The organism is Spongiibacter nanhainus, from assembly GCF_016132545.1.
GTDB classification, from domain to species: domain Bacteria; phylum Pseudomonadota; class Gammaproteobacteria; order Pseudomonadales; family Spongiibacteraceae; genus Spongiibacter; species Spongiibacter nanhainus.
Genome location: NZ_CP066167.1, coordinates 1,635,941 through 1,654,727 on the forward strand (window position 1 = coordinate 1,635,941; position 18,787 = coordinate 1,654,727).

The window sequence follows — 18,787 nt, forward strand, 5'->3', positions numbered from 1 at the left end:
GTATGGCGGGTGCCTGTTGAGAGGTAGTCTGGGTGTCGCTACACAGAGGTAAAAGGCTGCATAGTTTACGCCTCGAGTTCCCGACAACAGCTAACAATAATGGAAAGGTCATCATGTTACTAAAAGACAAAGTGGTTATCGTATCCGGCATCGGCCCGGGCTTAGGTCAGGAATTGGCATTAGAGGCCGCCCGGCAGGGTGCCGATGTGGCGATGTGCGCCCGCACTGCCAGTAAACTGGATGACGCCGAAAAATTGATTCGGGACGAAGGGCTGAACACCAAAATCCTTAAAGTCGCCACCGATATCAGTGACCGCAGTCAGTGCGCCGACTTGGTCTCCAAGACCATCGATACCTTTGGGCGAATCGATGTGCTGATCAACAGCGCCTATAACCCCGGTAGCTTTGAGCCCATTGAACAGGCCAATCTTGGCAGTTGGCGGGAAGCCATGGACGTTAACTTCTTTGGCACAATGGGTTTAACCCTGGAAGTTGTGCCTCATATGAAGCAGCAGGGCGGTGGCTCCATTGTGATGATTAATACCATGGTCACCCGCAAGCCGATGCCCACCCAGGGCGGTTACGGCGCCTCCAAGGCAGCGCTGGCAACGGCCACCTCGCATTTGGCGCTGGAGTTGGGTCCTCACAATATCCGCGTTAACTCGGCCTATATGGGATGGATGTGGGGTCCGTCAGTGGAAGGTTATTTCCAGATGACCGAGCAGGCAGGTGGTCCCAGTGTGGAAGAACAGAAAAAGGCAGTGGCAGCCAATATCCCCTTGCGAGAGATTCCGGACGATGCAGATTGCGCCAAGGCTGCGGTATTCTTGGGCTCAGATTACGCGCGGGCAATCACTGGCGCGGCGCTGGATGTCAACGGCGGTGAGTACCTCCCTCATTGAGGGAGGCTCCCTAGTCGTTAAGATTTGGCCGCCGCCTTTTTAGCCGGGGCCTTTTTCTTGGCAGCCGCTTTCTTGGCCGGGGCTTTTTTCTTGGCGGCGGCCTTCTTAGCCGGAGCCTTTTTCTTAGCGGGTGCTTTCTTGGCAGCGGGCTTGTTCTTTTTGTCGAAGTCTTTGGCGGCGTCCCGAGCGGCCTTGGCTACAGCTTTGGCGCGCTGATAATCTGCCTTGAGTTCGGTGAGCTGTTCCTTGGCCATAATGATCACGGCTTTGGCGTCCAGCTCCAGCTCTTTGGCTTTCTCAACCGCTTCGTGAGCGCGATCCATTTGCCGCTTCACACGGGCATCCATTTTGTCTTTAGCTTGCTTCTGAAGGTCACGCAGCTTGGCTTGCTCTGCCTTGATCTTTTCCTTGGCTTTGTCGGCTTGGGCTTTGGCTCGTTCCATCGCTTTGTCGGCGTCCGCCATCAGGCGCTCGCGCAGCGACTCTACTTTGCCTTCCAGCGCTTCAATCTCTTTGTTGATAAGTCCAACGGGATCCAATTTCTTGTTTGCCATGGTGTGTGACCTCAGTAAGCTGTAGGGGACCGCATCCCTAAAATAGCAAACTTTAGGTTTTACAACATAACTTTGGAGGAAAAATATGGATAAACAGATTGAACAGAAGGTTGAAGCAGCTGTGTTTCGGCGTTTGCTGACTCACTTGGACGAGCGGAAAGATGTTCAAAATATCGACCTGATGAACCTGGCGGGCTTTTGCCGAAACTGCCTGTCCAAGTGGTATGTCGCGGCGGCGGAGGAAGCCGGCGAAGACGTCGACTACGAACAGGCCAGGGAACGGGTCTATGGTATGCCTTACAGCGAATGGAAGGCGAAGTACCAAGCCGAAGCTACCCCGGAACAGTTGGCCAAGTTTAACGAGGGTAAACCCGGCAAACGATAACTACAGGCCACCGTTGGGGATAAAGCGATTGTCAGTATTGGCGCGGATCCAGCGCAATTGTTCGGTGGAAAGGCGCTCGCCACGTTGTTTTAGCACCTTGTTGATCCAGATGGCGGGGGAGTTGGCGCCGGCTTCCCAGCCACTGATGCGCTGCTCAGCGACGGTAAAAAAACGAATCAGTGCGATCAGCGCATCGTTATCCAGGTCTTTTACCGCTGCTGTCCAGGTCTCACAGGGCAGGCGCATCAGCGCCGAGTAGGATTGGGTCTCCTGCTCGGTAAACGGTGCGGGAAGCTTGGCCAGATCTTCATCGCTACTCAGTGAGACGCAGCGAGCGAGCCAGCTTGCATCGATATTGGTGTCGGTATGTTGTGTGTCCGGTGTCCAGTTACCGACGCTCATGATTGCTCCGTATTCGATAAAAATAGGGAAGCAGTATACCTCCTCGGTTGCCCTGGAGAAAAATCGCAAGCGCTATACCGATACCTTATTCTTTGAGCGCATCGTGGTTGAATTGCCTGTGCACTAATTTGACTGGGGCGAGGCCGGAGAAGTCGGTGGTATTGGTATTCTGATTGCAAACGCGCTAAAGTGTGTATGTATATACAGTATTAAGTGCCGCTGCCCATTATGGATGCGATGTCCCGCCTATCAAGTGCAACTACCTCGCTCGGTCTGCAGGGGGATGCCTCGCGCAAAATCATACATTGCGACTGCGATTGTTTTTACGCGTCCGTTGAGATGAGGGACGATCCCAGCATAGTGGGGCGTCCAGTGGCCGTGGGGGGATCCTCAGACCGGCGCGGTGTGATTGCCACCTGCAATTACGAAGCGCGGCGTTACGGCGTACATTCCGCCATGCCCACCGCCACAGCCCATCGTCTGTGCCCGGACCTGTTGGTGATTCCCACCAATATGGAAAAGTATCGCGAAGTCGCCGGGCAAATTCACCGTATATTTGCCGATTTTACCGATTTGGTAGAGCCGCTATCACTGGATGAGGCCTACCTGGACGTCAGCGGTGTCGAACATTGTCGGGGCAGTGCCAGTTTGATGGCTGAGGAAATACGCCGGCGAGTTCGATCTGAGCTGGGCATTACCATCTCTGCCGGTGTGGCACCCAATAAGTTTCTCGCCAAAGTCGCCAGTGACTGGAACAAGCCCGATGGCCTGACAGTGATCGCTCCCGATCAGGTCGCGGAATTTGTCCGCCAATTACCAGTGAAGCGCATTCCCGGCGTGGGAAAGGTCACCGCCGAGAACCTGTCTCGCCTGGGTATTGAGAACTGCGAGCAGCTGCAAGCCTGGAAGGTGGAGGACTTGGTCCAGCATTTTGGTAAGTTCGGCCGCCGTCTCTACGACTGTGCGCGGGGGCAGGATGGTCGCCCGGTGAAGGTGGCGCGCCAGCGCAAGTCTGTGAGCGTGGAACGCACCTTCGCGGACGATATTGCCGACCCCAAGAAAGCGGCAGTGGCGCTGACAGAGCTGGTAACGCGTTTGCAGCAGCGGGTGGGTGACAGCAGAAGTGCGCCAGTGAAGGGGATTTTCGTGAAGCTGAAGAGCTGCGACTTTCAACTGACCACGGTGGATCATCGGCTCGAGCAAGCCACTTGGGCACAGGATCAATTCCTGCCATTGCTGGAGCAGGCCTGGGAGCGCCTGCAACGTCCCGTTCGATTGATTGGTGCGGGTGTGCGCTTTGCTGACCGCACGCCGGTTACCAAGCAACTTTCTCTGTTTGCCAGCTGATCAGCCAGATTGGTCAAGCACTAGGTACAACCTCGCTAGTTTTCTTGATGCAAAAAAAGGGGCGGCAAATGCCACCCCTGTTTCTCTGTTGGTTCAGTGAATTACTGACCGTTGTCTTCGCCGATAACCTGAAGCTCAACTCGGCGGTTGCGCTCGCGGCCTTCTTCGGTGCTGTTGTCTGCTTTCGGCTTGCTTTCGCCGTAGCCTACAGCTCGCATCCGTGAGCGATCGATGCCTTTGCTAGTCAGGTAGTCCACAACGGATTGAGCACGGCGTTGAGACAGCGACTTGTTGTAGGCATCGCTACCCATCGAGTCGGTATGGCCCTCGATGATGATGCGCACATCCGGCTCGTTACGCAGCGACTCGGCTACCTTGTCCAGTACCGCTCTGGAATCCAGCATCAGTCGAGACTTATCGAACTCGAAGTGAACACCGCTCAGTTCAACGGTTTGCGAGATGACACAACCCCGTGAATTAACCTTCATGCCGGGCAGGGTGCCTGGGCATTGGTCAATCTTGTTAGGCACGCCGTCCCGGTCGTTATCCAGTGGGCAGCCGCGGTTATCAACGGGAACGCCTTCAGGCGTGTTGGGGCACTGGTCGATACTGTTGGGTACACCATCGCCGTCGTCGTCAATCGCACAGCCGTCAACGTCCACTTTGGCGCCCGGGGGAGTATTGGGGCACTTGTCGCGGAAGTCAGGTACACCGTCACCGTCGCTATCCAAGGGGCAGCCACTGGCGTCCACGGGAGTACCGCGAGGGGTGTTGGGGCACTTGTCCATGCGGTCGGGTACGCCGTCGCCGTCGGAGTCCCAGTTGTAGGGCAGGGGTTTTTCACCGAAGGGAATAGAAACACCCACCATAAAGGCATAGGTGTAGAACGTATCGTCTACGCCGTTAATTTGCTCGTATTCGTCCAACTGGTAGCGAGCCTCGGCGCGCAGAGAAACCCGGTCCAGTTCGTACTGCACACCGGCAATAAAATCGTTACCCAGGTTGTTCTCGGTTTCTCCCAGGAAGTCAATTTCGTGGTAGGTGACACCGACACCTAAGTAGGGGTGTGCAGGGCTGGCGTCCAATCGAAAGGCGCCAAAGGGGAACCAAAGAAGATCCAGGCCAGTTGCGACCCGCTCGAAGGTGTCGCCCTGGCTGGTTTCTAACTCGCCGACATTAACATGGGCGTCCACCATGAAATCACTGCTGATGGGGCGACCAAAGCCCAACTTGATCTCATAACCGGTATCGTAGTCGGAGTCATCGGCAACGCTTGAGCCGACTAAGGCGTGGATGCGCCAGCGGTTGTCGTAGACCTTTTCGTCATCAGGGTCGGCAGCCTGGGTTGCCAAGCTGGCAGTTCCCAGCATCAAGGCCAGCGCCCACTTCCCCATGTTTTTCATTCTATGGATCTCCATATAGCACGCCCTTTAGCAAGGCGCGGCCCAATGGCCGCGCTGTCAATGTTGTTTGTTGTAGGTTCTAGAGGTCAAAAAATCCCGCGAACATATCGAACAGATCTTGCAGTGGACCCGGTAACCCATCCGTACCACCATCGAAAAAGTCGAAGAAGGTGGAGGGGTCGAACAGCGAGAACAGATCTTCAAGTCCGCCGAAATCACCAGGAGCGCCAAAACCACCGATTGCTTCATCACAATCTTGTGAACCAATCTCAGGGAAGCCCAGCGCATCGGGGTTGGCTGTCAACAGCGCAGTTAGTAGCGCACTGACACCGGTTGTGGTTGGGTCTAACAAACATGCATCCAATGCATCAACCACAGGGCCGAGCGCTGCGTCACCCAACAAGGCATTAGTGATAACACCCAGGCCGCCAATCGGTGAATCGGGGAATTGCTCATTAATGGCAGAGAATTCACCGGTAATCAGGGCTTGGACGATTTCTTCGCCGGGAATCAGCCCGCCGTCATCGTTAGTGGCCAGAGTTGCCAGTAATGGGTCGGCAATCAAGCTCACACCGTAAACCAGCGGGATAACCGCACCGGCAGGTAAGAAGTCACTCGCTCCGGGAACACCAGCGCCCAGAGTCAGGACTGGCTCCAAAGTCTCGCAGAGTTCATTGGAGAACAGCAGCAAGTCATCGTCAGCAGCAGGCAGGACCAGTGTGGTTGCACTGCTATTGGCGAGAAGGTCAGAGCTGTCTTCGTCAAACTCGCGATTGCCGTCGGTATCGACGTAGGCTTGTACGCAGACTGTGCTCAGGCGCAATAGACCGCGGGCGCGGAGTTCGCCTTTAGTTTCGGTGTCAAAGGCCGCCGCGGGACCAACGTCACCACCACCTGGGAATTCGGGGAAGTCGAAATCGCCGGGAATTGGCAGTGGGAAGTCGCCAGTCGGCAGGTCACCAAAGCCGGGCAGATCGTCAAAACCGGGCAGGTCTCCTGTGGGGAATTCGCCACCGGGAATTGGGCCGGTCAAACAGGCGCCGTTGTTGTCGGAGTAGCCGGATACGGCAGAGAAGAATACCGCATCGGAACCGGTGATATCGGGCAGGGTGGACGGGTCACCGTTATAAGTGGCCTCGTCGCTCTCAAACAATGCGTGGACGTAGTACTGCTGGCTGCCGCGCAGATAGTTTTCACCGTCCTGGATTGTGCCTACCAGATCGGTACGACCTACACATGAGAAGCCATCTTCATTCCGAATATCCGGGTTTGAGCCATTGGAAACCTGCAGCAGGAATACCTCAACGATATCGTCCTGAATGGTGGTGATGGCTACTTGATCCGTCAGCGCACCAGACACGCCGTCGTTGTAGCTTGCTGTCAGGGTCACAATACCGTCGCCGGAGGGCTCTTCGACAGCGGATACCGTTGTTTGTGCAGAGTCAGCACTGGGGTCTGCTTCAAGGATACCAGTGGGGCTAACAGTCCAGTCCACAAAGGCGTCAGGGCAAACTTCGGTTTCCTGAGAGTTGATGTCCTGGAAGGTACACATCAGTGTGAATTCCAGCTCTGTGCCCAGAATATTCAGCGGAATTTCATCCGCATCGCCGCTGGTACGCACGATCTCAACATCAATAACCTGTGCATCAACCAAGCGCAGCGTCAGCGAGTCGGTGATATCGTCGTTGGTGGCATCAGTGTTGTTGGTGTATGTGCCTGTAACCGTTGATTGCGGATTTTGATCCTGAATTTCCAGATATTGGTCGCGGCTGATCAACTGCGCGTCGCCGTCTTGGCTATCGGGGCCTGCCAGGAAAATAGTATCGGGATCGGCACCCCAGGTCAGTAGTGAAGGGCTGGAGCACTGGAAGGACTGGCTGGTGGTGCCGTCAGCGTTCTGATAAGTGATGCGGGCAGCCAGTTGCAGGTTTTGGCCAGCAGGGACTTCAACACTGCCAGTGTTCAGGCCGCGGCAGGCACTGACGAGCTCTTGTTGAAGGGCGCCAGTGCCAGCATCACAGGCATCAGCCGGCGGATTGGTCAGCGCGCAAACCGACAGGCTTTGAACGGTTGCGGGAATGACCTGAACAACTTTGGACGCGACTTTTTGTGACGGGTTGTTCGTGCCGGCACTGCACTGAAGAGTATCGTCAACAGCGAAGAGCTCAATTGATACTGGTTGTGGGCTTCCGGCCACAAAAGGATTAGTAAACGTCACCGTTGCCGAGCCAGTAGTCGGTATTTCCTCGGCGTAGCTAGCATTGCTGTTGTTGGCACACCAACGCACTTCGTTGGTCAGGTTTTCGTCAATGGCGACGTCCTGAAGATCCTGCAGAAGCTGGTAGTTGGTGGTAAAGCTGGCGTTAGGGTCATTGGGATTCAGCGGGATGATATTGGGGCCGGAGATAAACGGCGCACCCAAGGGAATTGGCGGCTGAATGGTAAAGTTCCGTGTGCGGCTAACGTTGCTGCTGTTGTGCACGCCGGTAATGGTTAATGTCTTGGCAGTGTCGTTACTGCTCAGGCGCACAGAACTGAGAATGTCCTGCACATTGCCGATAGTGCCGGCGTCCCGAATTGCCGCAGCCAGCGCCGCGATGGCTGGGTCGCCCACTTGGCCACCCAGACTCCACTGGGTATTGCTGGTGACGTTGAGTTCGGGCCCGAGGTTGGTCTCTACACCATCGGTTTGCAGACCCACCATCCGCACGGGGATGGAGTTATTGCCGGTACCGGGTAAAACATTGCCGTTGGGGAAGTCAATGCGGAGCGAACTGGGATCAAGCCGGCTCGGTGGACGATCTGGGCTGCGGGAGTCACCGCCGCCGCCACAAGCCACTAAAAAGCTTGAAATAAGTGTCAGTGATAGGGCTAACTTGCTGATTTTCATTCAATCCCCTCCCGGAAGGCCCGGTATAGCTGGCAATTCAAAATCTTAAAAGAATAATTTTTCCGTATCTTTACGGAAGTCGCGCACAAAAACAACTGCGCATACCTCTAGATCGCCATGTTAGAGGTAAAAGTGGTGTTATTTCTGTGACGCAAGTAGTAAATAGCGTGTTTTAAGGTTCTACATTAACTGCGGTAGGCATCCACCGGCAGACAGCTGCAGACTAAATTGCGGTCGCCGTAGACGTTGTCTATACGGTTCACCGGTGGCCAATACTTGCGGTCCCGCAGCGTATCCAAAGGCAGAGCGGCTTCATCGCGACTGTAGGGCCTGGCCCAATTGTCGTCACATAGGTCGGCAACGGTGTGGGGGGCGCGGCTTAGTGGGTTGTCGTCTACTGGCCACTGGCCACTTTCTACCTTGTCTACTTCCTGGCGAATAGCCAACATTGCGTCGCAGAATCGGTCTAACTCTGCCTGGGATTCGCTTTCAGTCGGCTCTACCATCAGGGTTCCAGGTACCGGGAACGACATGGTAGGCGCGTGAAAACCGTAATCCATCAAGCGTTTGGCAATATCCTCTTCGCTTATGCCGCTGCGCTCTTTAAGGGGGCGCAGGTCGATAATGCATTCATGGGCTACTCGGCCTTGGCTTCCTTTATACAAAATGGGGTAAGCCCCCGCTAAGCGCTTGGCAATATAGTTGGCATTGAGGATGGCAACTTCGGTCGCCCGGCGCAGACCCTCTCCGCCCATCATAGTGATATACATCCAGGAGATGGGAAGGATGCTGGCGCTGCCATAGGGCGCCGCAGAGACGGTATCGTTGTCTGCAGCTAAATCCCCAATGGGAAATTGGTTATGATTAGGCAAAAAGGGTGCCAAGTGTGCTTTTACGCCGATAGGCCCCATGCCCGGACCGCCACCACCATGGGGAATGCAGAAGGTTTTATGAAGGTTTAGGTGGGAGACGTCGGCACCAAATTCGCCGGGAGCCGCCAATCCAACCAAGGCGTTCATATTGGCGCCGTCGACATAGACCTGGCCGCCGTATTGGTGAACGGTGGCGCAAATATCGCTGATCGCCTCTTCAAAAACGCCGTGGGTTGAAGGGTAGGTCACCATCAACGCGGCCAGTTCATCCGCGTGTTGTTGGGCTTTATCCTTTAAATCGGCCACATCGACGTTGCCTTTGTCATCGCATTCAACAATGACCACCCGCATACCTGCCATGGCAGCGGAGGCGGGGTTGGTGCCGTGGGCGGAGCTGGGGATCAGGCAAATGTCCCGCTGAGTATCACCGCGACTCTCATGGTAGCGGCGAATAGCTAGTAGCCCGGCGTATTCGCCCTGAGAGCCGGCGTTGGGCTGCATCGAAAAGGTGTCGTAGCCGGTACAACGCACCAATTGTTGCTCCAATTCGTCGATGAGCTGCAGGTAGCCGCCCACTTGGGCACGGGGGCTGAAGGGATGAACCCGGGAGAATGCCGGCCAGGTGATGGGGATCATCTCACTGGTGGCGTTGAGTTTCATCGTGCAGGAGCCCAGCGCGATCATGGAGTGGTTCAGGGCAATATCGCGCTTCTCCAGGCGGCTCAGGTATCGGAGCATCTCTGTTTCCGATAGGTGATCGTGGAATACCGGATGGTCCAGCACCGGGCTTTTCCGCTGCAAAGAATCGGGTATGCCGGGGAAGTCGCCCAACATTTGATCGATCTCGTCGACATTGGGGACAGGGTCTTCATCGGCGATAACTTGCCACAAACTGACGATGTCTTCCGGTGCAGTGGTTTCATCTAGACTGATGCCAATGCTGCCCTTGTTACGGCGCAGATTCAGGCCGGCTTTTTCGGCGCGCTCTGCAATATCGGCGGCGTTATCACAGCGGATTGTGAGGGTGTCAAAGAAGGTGTCGTTGTCGGCCTGATAACCCAGTTGCCGCAGACCATGGGCCAAAATCGCCGTCAGCCGGTGGGTGCGCTGGGCAATGCGGCGCAGGCCTTCGGGGCCGTGGTAAATCGCATAGCTCACCGCCACTATGGCCAGCAGTGCCTGGGACGTACAGATATTGGAGGTCGCCTTCTCCCGACGGATATGCTGCTCCCGGGTCTGCATGGCCATACGCAGAGCGGGTTTGCCGCGGCTATCGACAGATACACCAATGATCCGGCCTGGCACAGTGCGCTTGAACTTGTCCCGGGTAGCAAAAAAAGCAGCGTGTGGACCGCCGAAGCCCATGGGTACGCCAAAACGTTGGGCGCTGCCCACTACCACGTCGGCGCCTTGTTCGCCGGGCGGTGTTAACAGCATCAAACTGAGCAGGTCGCTGGCCACCACCGACATCGCGTCCTGTTTGGACGCCTGGGCGCACAGTGCGGCCAGGTCGCAAAGTCGGCCGTCGCTACCGGGGTAGTGCAAGAGCACTGCAAAGCATTCGGTCTCCGCCAGTTCCCGTTCGGCGTCGCCAACATAAATATTCAGGTCCAGCGCTTGGGCCCGTGTGCGCAGTACCGCCAAGGTTTGTGGGTGGCAGTTCTGGTCCACAAAGAACACATTGCTCTTGTTCTTGCGGGCCGCGCGCTTGCACATCGTCATGGCTTCGGCGGCGGCGGTGGCCTCGTCCAGCAGCGAGGCATTGGCCAAGTCCATGCCGGTCAGGTCCATCACCATTTGTTGGAAGTTCAATAGTGCTTCCAGGCGACCCTGAGCGATTTCCGGCTGATAGGGGGTATACGCGGTGTACCAGCCGGGGTTCTCCAGCACGTTGCGCAGTACCACTGTCGGCGTGTGACAGTCGTAATACCCCATTCCGATAAACGACCGTCCGGGCTGATTCTTGCTGGCAATCTGCTGCAACTTTGCCAGCGCCTGCTGTTCTGATAATGGCGCCGGCAGGTCGAGGGATTGCTTCAGAATACCAGCGGGCACAGTCTCCTGGATCAGAGCGTCCAGCGATGGCAGGCCCAATGTATCCAGCATGCCCTGGACTTCGCTATTATCGGGTCCAATATGGCGGCGGATAAATTCATTGTTTGGAGACAGGGATTCAAGCTTGGCGCTCATGGAAGGGGGTGGACTCCATTACTATAAAAAAGCTGTATAGGGCAGGCATCGTTATTAAACCACAGTGGCTCTGGGTTTCGCTGCTGCCGGCGATATTTTTACCATCGCGGTTGCCATTACGTGCCTCGGGCCGCGGTGGTTCTGGAAACCGCAGCACAGCAAGGTTGATGGCGTTAACTGGAGGGACACAATGATAGCACGGAGTGAGCCACCTGCGTTGCTCGACCTGATGAAAGAGGTCAGAGCTTGTCGGCACTGCGCCGGGGAGCTGCCATTGGGGCCGAACCCGGTGCTGAGTGTTTCCTCCCGTGCGACCCTGTTAATTGTGGGTCAGGCGCCGGGAACCAAGGTTCATAATACCGGTGTGCCGTGGAACGATCCGTCCGGCGACCGCTTGCGGCAGTGGCTGGATATCGACAGAGAACAGTTTTACCACGACCCCCGTATCGGCATTATGCCAATGGGTTTTTGTTATCCCGGCAAGGGAAGCTCGGGAGACCTCCCGCCACGGCCGGAGTGTGCACCGAAGTGGCATCAGGCTTTGCTGTTGCACATGCCCAGGCTGGCGATGGTGCTGTTAATAGGCCAGTACGCCCAGCGACACTATCTCGAGCGGGATCGGCTATCGCTGGCGGAGCGCGTTAAATCCCACCCCAGAAATGACTATTTTATGCCCCTTCCTCATCCATCCCCTCGCAACCGGCGCTGGTTATCCCAAAACCCCTGGTTTGAAAGCGATGTTGTGCCGGTTTTGCAACATCGAGTAAAACAACTACTGATGTAGCAGGAGATGTCATGACAGATAGGCCACTTAAGCAGCTTGGACCGTGGCAGCAGCTAAGTTGTCGAGAGGTTTACCAGAACCCCTGGCTGCGCTTGGAGCACCATGAGGTGCTCACCCCGGCTGGTACTCCAGGTATCTACGGTAAAATTTGTTTTCGCAATACTGCCGTGGGAGTGATCCCGGTCGATAAAGATGGCCACACTTTCCTGGTAGGGCAGTACCGCTATCCCCTTGAACAGTACAGCTGGGAGATTCCCGAAGGCGGCTGCCCACTGGGTACCAGTACGGCGGCCACTGCTCGCCGGGAATTGGCTGAGGAAACTGGATTGCGCGCGCGTTGTCTATATCGACTGATGTCGCTGCACACAACAAATTCAGTGAGCGACGAGAGTGCCGAAGTCTTTCTCGCCCTCGACCTGGAGCAAGGCACAGCAGATACTGAAGAGACCGAAGATATTTCAGTCAAACGAGTACCTCTTGGAGAGGCGATGGAAATGGTCCTGGACGGCAACATTACTGATGCGATCAGTGTGGCGGGACTGTTGAAACTGCAGGTGATGCTAAGTGCGGCTGGTGGTGACTTAGACGCCGTGGTTGCCAGGTTAGCAACCGTTTAATTGGTACATATAGTTTTTGGGGTATGAGCCCCATGATTAACCCGAGCAACTCATAACAGTAAAGGGAGTATTTGCGATGTGGATCACGACATTTTACCGGAGCCTGTTGGCTGCGGTAGCCGGTTGCCTTCTCAGTGTGGCGGCGCTGGCGGCTGATACATCTACTAGTAGTCACAGCAGTAGCTCCAGCAGTCAAACCTCGGCATTTAGCGAAGAAGAGGTGATGGAAAAAGCTAATGCCTTTTTTGGCGAGACCACCGAGGGGCTGGCCAAAGCGATTCAAAAAGTATTTGAAGACCAGGGTAAACCCAACGCGATAATCACCGGTGAAGAATTGTCGGCGGCGCTGGGTGTAGGGGTCCGCTACGGTCAGGGTGAATTGCAAACCGTGGATGGCGAGACCATGCCAGTGTTCTGGCAGGGCCCCTCTGTGGGCTTTGACCTGGGGGCGAATGCTGCCAAAGTGTTCACCTTAGTATACAACCTCAATGACGTGGAAAAACTGTTCCAACGCTTTCCAGGTGTTGAAGGCAGCATCTATGTTGTCGCGGGCGTCGGGGTTAATTATCAGAAGAGTGGCGACATGGTGTTGGCACCGATTCGCACTGGTGTAGGCCTGCGCAGCGGCGCCAATGTCGGTTATCTCCATTACAACAAGGAAAAATCCTGGATTCCCTTCTAATTCCAGCTAGGAATACAGCGCTAACTGGCGGTTACTTCCCCGCCAGATAGCGTTGATGCTGGGCCTTGAGATAGCGGCATACTTGGTTGACAACGTGTTGGTTACGCAGCGAGACCAAGAGATCGAAAGCGTGCTGCGCGTCTGGCAGTTCCAGGTAACCGACGGAGTTCGCTGAGGTTTCCTTCAACGCATCGTAGAAGTAGCGCCCTTCTTTAACCGTGACGAGCGTGTCAGCACTGCCGTGGATAATAAAAAACGGTGGTGCATCGGCCTCTACCCAGTCGATAGGAGAGGCTTGGTCCCACAAGGCTTGATTCTCGCTGCGACTGCTCTTAAAGACTTTTTCCGCAACCAAATCTTGAAGGGCTTCGCTGCCATATTGGCCGTGGCGATTGTTGAAGTCGTAGACGCCGTAATACGGAATGCAGCCCTGGACCGTGGTGTCCGCGCTCTCGAAACCGGGCTGGAATTCCGGGGCGTTGGCGCTAAGGGCCAGCAGGCTACTGAGGTGGCCCCCCGCGGAGCCGCCAGTGGCAATCACAAAGCCCGGATCGCCACCGAAGTCGCGGATATGCTCCTTCACCCAGGTCAGTGCCCGTTTGCAGTCGATAATATGGTCGGGAAAGGTGGCCGCTGGGCTGAGCCGGTATTGGATCGATACGCAAATCCAGCCATTCTCTGCCATCTGATGCAGCAGCGGCAGTGCCTGTTGGTGTTTGTTGCCAACCACCCAGGCGCCGCCGTGAATTTGAAACAATACTGGCGCAGCGTGGGGGCTGTCGGCAGGCCGATAAATATCCAGTTTCAGTCTGCGGCCGTTTACTTCGTGGTAGACAACGTCGCGATCCACGGTGACATTGGCCTTGCGAAAGGCGAGGGGGTTGAGGAGGCGCTGTAGGTCTGGCTGGTAAGTCAGACATTCGCCAGTGTCGCTGTTACCAATCACGTCGTCGACGGCCTGCTTGGCGATTTCCTCAACGGCCTGGGCACGAAAATAGAACAGGCCGATAGCAACCCAGCTGGCCACGGATATGGCCAGTGCCAGGGCGTCGCTAAAACCACTTAACTCTCCAAATAAAATCACCAATAGTGTCAGCGCAATTTGTACTGCGACGAGGTGCAGTCCCAGCTCGCCGACCAGGTAACCGAATATAAAGCTGGTGAGGCCCAGCCACCTGGAAGTGCTCCGGGGTTTGTAAGCCAGCCAAGCCATGGCGGCCCACAGTAGAGAGAGTAAAAGCATTGTGTATTTATTCCTTGTTCTTGACCAACACTGCGGCAGCTAAGGTGGCCGGATGCTATTTCGGTGCGGTGTATTGTATATCGACTATAGCGTAGCACTGCGTTCCAAGTGGGGACTCAAAATCGAATTCATCGTCCAGGGTTTTACCCAACATGGCCCGGGCCAGCGGCGAATCCATCGATAGCTTTCGCTGTTGCAGGTCAAACTCGTCAGGGCCAACAATGCGATATTGCTGTTGCCCGCCGTCTTCATCCTCCAGAGTGACCCAGGCGCCAAAGAATACGCGCTGGCGGTCTTTGGGCAACTCGTCGACCACTTTCAGCTCCTCAAGGCGCTTGCTGAGGAAGCGCACTCGGCTGTCTATTTCCCGCAGGCGCTTCTTGCCGTAGATGTAATCGCCGTTTTCCGAACGGTCGCCATTCTTTGCCGCCTCGTGGACACGAGCGGTGACCTCTGGGCGCTCCACCTTCCACAGGTGACGCAATTCCTCCCGCAGCTGTCGTTCGCCCTCTGGCGTGATATAACGGGAGCCACGAGGGCGGGGTGGTCGATACCGGGACATGCTATCTTCGCTTTTAACAACAGGTAGTGATCGGTTTAAGGATCTTTGTAGTGATGGGAGAGTCTATGCGCGGCGGCAAAATTAGCCAAGGTTGGATTGCAGGCTTGTTGGCAGTGCTGTTGGCATCGCTTGCACACACTGGCTCTGCCATGGAGCTTAATGGCCGCTTGATTCAGGGTGGTTTGATCTGGGGCAAAGTACCGCCCGGCAGCACAGTGGAGTTGGGCGAATACGCCGTGCGGGTCGCCGACGACGGCACCTTTGCCGCGGGTTTTGACCGTGACGCGCCGCCCAGGGTGGTGCTGCAGGTATGCCCGCCGGAGAAGGCGTGTGAGCACAGTGAGCTGGCCATCGAGCAGCGTCAATACAATATCCAGCGCATTGAGGGGGTGCCACAGAAGACGGTAACGCCACCGGCCGAGGTGCTGGATCGCATCCGCCGGGAAGCGGCGCTGGTTGGAAAAGCCCGCAAGCGCTATGTACAGCGTCAAGACTTTGCGGCCCCTTTCCGTTGGCCTCTGATCGGGCCGATTACGGGTGTGTTCGGCAGTCAGCGAGTCTATAATGGCACCCCAGGACGGCCCCACTACGGGGTCGATGTCGCCCGACCGACAGGGGCGGTGGTGGTCGCGCCGCAAGACGGAGTGGTGACGCTGGCGCATCCCGATATGTTTTATTCGGGCGGAACATTGATACTGGACCACGGGCAGGGAATCTCTTCCACCTTTATCCACCTCAGTAAACTGCTGGTGGAAAAAGGGCAGGAAATCAAACAGGGTGACCCCATTGCCGAAGTAGGCGCCACCGGTCGAGCTACTGGCCCTCACTTGGACTGGCGCATGAACTGGCACGGCCAGCGCCTCGATCCGGCACTGTTGGTCGGCGAAATGCCCGCTCTAGAGTCCCCGCATTAAAATTAGAGTAGAGAGACATCATGATCGATAAAAAGCTGCTGGAAATCCTCGTTTGCCCGGTCAGCAAGGCACCCGTGGAATACGACGCGGAAAGAGCGGAGTTGATCTGTCGCGCCAGCGGCTTGGCCTATCCTGTTCGCGACGGTATTCCTGTGATGCTGGAGTCTGAAGCCCGCCCCCTGACGGCTGACGAAAAACTCGGCTAGGGCCGCTGAGGGCTTGGCTCTCGGGCAATACAAGCCCAGCGAGATTCGATATACTTATCCTTTTGCGCCGGAATAACTCTATTCCGGCGCTTGTCGTTGTTGTAGACCGCCAGCGCACGCCTGTGCATTGGGGGACAAGCTGAAATACCGGAGAGACGCCACAACATGAAAAGTGCGGCAATACGCGACGCTTTTATCCGCTACTTTGAGAGCAAAGGCCACACCCATGTACCCAGCAGTTCGCTGGTGCCGGGCAATGATCCCACCCTGCTGTTTACCAACGCGGGTATGGTGCAGTTCAAGGATGTGTTTCTCGGCCAGGACAAGCGCGACTACGTGCGGGCGGTCAGCAGCCAGCGCTGCGTGCGCGCCGGGGGCAAGCACAACGACCTGGAGAACGTCGGTTACACCGCCCGTCACCATACCTTCTTCGAGATGCTGGGTAACTTTAGCTTCGGCGACTACTTCAAGCGCGACGCCATCCAGTTTGCCTGGGAGTTTCTCACCAGCGAGCAATGGCTGGCTATTCCCTGTGAGAAGCTGTGGGTCACCGTCTACGCTGACGACAATGAAGCCTACGATATTTGGAACCAAGAGATGGGCGTGCCCGCCGAGCGCCTGGTGCGTATTGGCGACAATAAGGGCGAAAAGTACGCCTCGGATAATTTCTGGTCGATGGGGGATACGGGTCCCTGTGGCCCCTGCACCGAGATATTCTTTGATCACGGCCCCGACGTGGAGGGCGGCCCCCCGGGTAGCCCCGACGAAGACGGCGACCGCTATATCGAAATCTGGAACAACGTCTTTATGCAGTTCAATCGTGACGCCGACGGCACCATGAGCGACCTGCCGGCGCCGTCGGTGGATACCGGCATGGGCCTGGAGCGTATTGCCGCAGTATTGCAGGGCGTCCACAGCAACTATGAAATTGACCTGTTCCAGAATTTGATTGCTGACACCGCCAAGGTGTTGGGCCTGGAAGAGACGACTCACACCTCGCTGCGGGTGATTGCCGACCATATCCGCTCCTGCGCCTTCCTGATTGCCGATGGCGTGCTGCCCTCCAATGAAGGCCGGGGCTACGTACTGCGCCGCATTATTCGTCGCGCGGTGCGCCACGGCAATAAATTGGGTGCTACAGAGCCGTTCTTTCACAAGCTGGTGTCGTCCCTGGCTCGGGAGATGGGCGAGGCCTACCCCGAGTTGCGCGAGCAGCAGGATGGCATTACCCAGGCGCTGTTGCAGGAAGAGGAGCAGTTTGCCAAAACCCTGGATCAGGGCATGAAAATCCTCGAGCAGGATTTGGCCTCCCTCAACGGCAGCGAAATTCCCGGCGATACGGTGTTCCGTCTCTACGATACCTACGGCTTCCCGGTGGACCTTACCGCCGATATCGCCCGGGAGCAGGGGCTGTCGCTGGATATGGCCGGTTTTGAAGAAGCCATGGAGGCCCAGCGGCAACGCGCTCGCTCGGCGTCCAACTTTAAAATGGGTGACGGCGTCAGCCTGGACCTGGAGGGCAAAACCGACTTCTGCGGTTATGATCGCCTCACCAGCGCCGGCAAAGTCCTGACCCTGCTCAGAGATGGGCAGGAAATTGAGCAGTTGTCCGAGGGAGAGCAGGGCGCCGTGGTGCTCGACCACACGCCATTCTATGCCGAGTCCGGCGGCCAGGCCGGTGATGCTGGCCTGCTGCTGGCGCCGGGCCTGCGCTTTGAGGTCAGCGACACCCAAAAGGCGGGCAGCCACTTTCTCCACATCGGTACCCTGGTCAAGGGTGAGTTGCATCGGGGCAACGAGGTGAAAACCGAGGTGGACGCGGAAATCCGCCAGGCCACGGTCTTGAATCACTCGGCCACCCACCTTCTGCACGCCGCGCTGCGCAAGGTGTTGGGCGACCACGTCAGCCAGAAGGGCTCACTGGTTACCGCGGAGCGGCTGCGTTTTGACTTTTCCCATTCCGAGCCAGTGTCGCCTGCTCAAATGCGGGAAATCGAGGATCTGGTCAACGCCGAGATTCGCCGCAACACCCCGGTGGAAATTCAGGAAATGGACATCGATAGCGCCAAGCAGCGCGGAGCGATGATGCTGTTTGGCGAGAAATACGGCGATTCTGTTCGTGTACTCAGCATGGGCGGTGACTTCTCTGTGGAGCTGTGCGGCGGCACCCACGCCAGTCGCACCGGCGATATTGGCATAATGCGAATTGTCGCTGAGTCGGGGATCGCCGCCGGCGTGCGCCGTATCGAGGCGGTGACCGGTGCCGGTGCGCTGGCGGAAATTCATCGCCAAAGTGGCCAGTTACAATCAGCCATGGGCGCGCTCAAGGCCACGCCCGAGAACTTTGACAATAAGTTGAATCAGCTACTGAGCGGGCACCGGGAACTGCAGAAGGAAGTCGACCGGCTGAAATCCAAGCTGGCCACCGCCGGTAGCCGCGACCTGAGCGCTGAGGCCAAGGACATCAACGGGGTGAAGGTGCTGGCCACTCAGATTGAAGGGGCCGATGCCAAGTCCCTGCGGGACAGCATCGACCAACTGAAGAATAAATTGGGCTCGGCGGTAATCCTGTTAGCGACCGTAGATGGCGATAAAGTTGTGCTGGCTGCGGGCGTAACCAAAGATCTCACCGACCGCTTCAAGGCCGGCGATATTATGCGCAGTGCCGCCCAGGCGGTCGGCGGTAAAGGCGGCGGTCGGCCGGATATGGCCCAGGGCGGTGGCAGTGACCCGTCGGGGATACCGGCGGCACTGAGCGCGGCAGTGGACTACGTGTCTGGATAATGTGGCTGGCTGGTCTTGGCGGCTGTAGCTGGTGATTTCCTTTCCGCGCT

16 protein-coding genes are annotated in these 18,787 nt (G+C 56.7%); 9 read left to right on the forward strand and 7 right to left on the reverse strand.

Features of this window, described 5'->3' with window-relative positions:
• Positions 1 to 113: 113 nt before the first annotated feature.
• Entirely contained in the window at positions 114 to 902 is a 789-nt protein-coding gene (locus I6N98_RS07400; RefSeq protein WP_198571143.1) for an SDR family oxidoreductase, read from the forward strand.
• A 17-nt stretch (positions 903 to 919) separates the two neighbouring features.
• Here the strand turns inward: I6N98_RS07400 and I6N98_RS07405 are convergent, their stop codons facing one another.
• Positions 920 to 1,456 (reverse strand): hypothetical protein, encoded by a 537-nt coding sequence (locus I6N98_RS07405; RefSeq protein ID WP_198571144.1) that lies wholly within the window; start codon positions 1,454 to 1,456, stop codon positions 920 to 922.
• A gap of 85 nt (positions 1,457 to 1,541) precedes the next feature.
• Between I6N98_RS07405 and I6N98_RS07410 the strand changes: the two genes are divergently transcribed.
• Complete coding sequence (locus I6N98_RS07410) at positions 1,542 to 1,841, forward strand: DUF1244 domain-containing protein (protein WP_198571145.1); 300 nt, start codon at positions 1,542 to 1,544, stop codon at positions 1,839 to 1,841.
• On the opposite strand, the gene I6N98_RS07415 is transcribed toward I6N98_RS07410, so the two are convergent.
• A complete protein-coding gene (locus I6N98_RS07415) occupies positions 1,842 to 2,243 on the reverse strand; it encodes a hypothetical protein (protein WP_198571146.1) in 402 nt (133 codons plus the stop codon).
• A gap of 237 nt (positions 2,244 to 2,480) precedes the next feature.
• On the opposite strand from I6N98_RS07415, the gene dinB reads away from it, so the two are divergent.
• Positions 2,481 to 3,590, forward strand: a complete 1,110-nt coding sequence (dinB, locus tag I6N98_RS07420; RefSeq protein ID WP_198571147.1) for a DNA polymerase IV — start codon at positions 2,481 to 2,483, stop codon at positions 3,588 to 3,590.
• Between the two features lie 101 nt (positions 3,591 to 3,691).
• Here the strand turns inward: dinB and I6N98_RS07425 are convergent, their stop codons facing one another.
• The 3 genes from I6N98_RS07425 to gcvP form a co-directional block, all read right to left on the reverse strand.
• Positions 3,692 to 4,993: an OmpA family protein gene (locus I6N98_RS07425; protein ID WP_232787498.1), complete on the reverse strand. Its 1,302-nt coding sequence runs from the start codon at positions 4,991 to 4,993 to the stop codon at positions 3,692 to 3,694.
• 79 nt (positions 4,994 to 5,072) lie between these two features.
• On the reverse strand, positions 5,073 to 7,883 hold the full coding sequence (locus I6N98_RS07430) for a hypothetical protein (RefSeq protein WP_198571149.1): 2,811 nt from the start codon (positions 7,881 to 7,883) through the stop codon (positions 5,073 to 5,075).
• 185 nt (positions 7,884 to 8,068) lie between these two features.
• Positions 8,069 to 10,945, reverse strand: a complete 2,877-nt coding sequence (gene gcvP, locus I6N98_RS07435) for an aminomethyl-transferring glycine dehydrogenase (RefSeq protein ID WP_198571150.1) — start codon at positions 10,943 to 10,945, stop codon at positions 8,069 to 8,071.
• Positions 10,946 to 11,135: 190 nt separating this feature from the next.
• Between gcvP and I6N98_RS07440 the strand changes: the two genes are divergently transcribed.
• The 3 genes from I6N98_RS07440 (at position 11,136) to I6N98_RS07450 (ending at position 13,028) form a co-directional block, all read left to right on the forward strand.
• Entirely contained in the window at positions 11,136 to 11,729 is a 594-nt protein-coding gene (locus tag I6N98_RS07440; protein ID WP_198571151.1) for a uracil-DNA glycosylase family protein, read from the forward strand.
• 11 nt (positions 11,730 to 11,740) lie between these two features.
• On the forward strand, positions 11,741 to 12,346 hold the full coding sequence (locus I6N98_RS07445) for an NUDIX domain-containing protein (protein WP_198571152.1): 606 nt from the start codon (positions 11,741 to 11,743) through the stop codon (positions 12,344 to 12,346).
• Between the two features lie 76 nt (positions 12,347 to 12,422).
• Positions 12,423 to 13,028, forward strand: a complete 606-nt coding sequence (locus tag I6N98_RS07450; protein WP_198571153.1) for a DUF1134 domain-containing protein — start codon at positions 12,423 to 12,425, stop codon at positions 13,026 to 13,028.
• 31 nt (positions 13,029 to 13,059) lie between these two features.
• Here the strand turns inward: I6N98_RS07450 and I6N98_RS07455 are convergent, their stop codons facing one another.
• Together I6N98_RS07455 and greB are read right to left on the reverse strand one after the other, a co-directional pair.
• Positions 13,060 to 14,271: an alpha/beta hydrolase gene (locus I6N98_RS07455; protein ID WP_198571154.1), complete on the reverse strand. Its 1,212-nt coding sequence runs from the start codon at positions 14,269 to 14,271 to the stop codon at positions 13,060 to 13,062.
• Positions 14,272 to 14,326: 55 nt separating this feature from the next.
• Positions 14,327 to 14,833 carry a transcription elongation factor GreB gene (gene greB, locus I6N98_RS07460; RefSeq protein ID WP_198571155.1) on the reverse strand — a complete coding sequence of 169 codons (507 nt, stop codon included), beginning with the start codon at positions 14,831 to 14,833 and terminating at the stop codon, positions 14,327 to 14,329.
• Between the two features lie 65 nt (positions 14,834 to 14,898).
• Between greB and I6N98_RS07465 the strand changes: the two genes are divergently transcribed.
• The 3 genes from I6N98_RS07465 to alaS all read left to right on the forward strand — a co-directional run bounded on the left by I6N98_RS07465 (position 14,899) and on the right by alaS (position 18,737).
• Positions 14,899 to 15,747 (forward strand): M23 family metallopeptidase, encoded by an 849-nt coding sequence (locus I6N98_RS07465; RefSeq protein ID WP_198571156.1) that lies wholly within the window; start codon positions 14,899 to 14,901, stop codon positions 15,745 to 15,747.
• 20 nt (positions 15,748 to 15,767) lie between these two features.
• Positions 15,768 to 15,953, forward strand: a complete 186-nt coding sequence (locus I6N98_RS07470; protein ID WP_198571157.1) for a Trm112 family protein — start codon at positions 15,768 to 15,770, stop codon at positions 15,951 to 15,953.
• Between the two features lie 165 nt (positions 15,954 to 16,118).
• Positions 16,119 to 18,737 carry an alanine--tRNA ligase gene (gene alaS / locus I6N98_RS07475; RefSeq protein ID WP_198571158.1) on the forward strand — a complete coding sequence of 873 codons (2,619 nt, stop codon included), beginning with the start codon at positions 16,119 to 16,121 and terminating at the stop codon, positions 18,735 to 18,737.
• Positions 18,738 to 18,787: the final 50 nt, after the last annotated feature.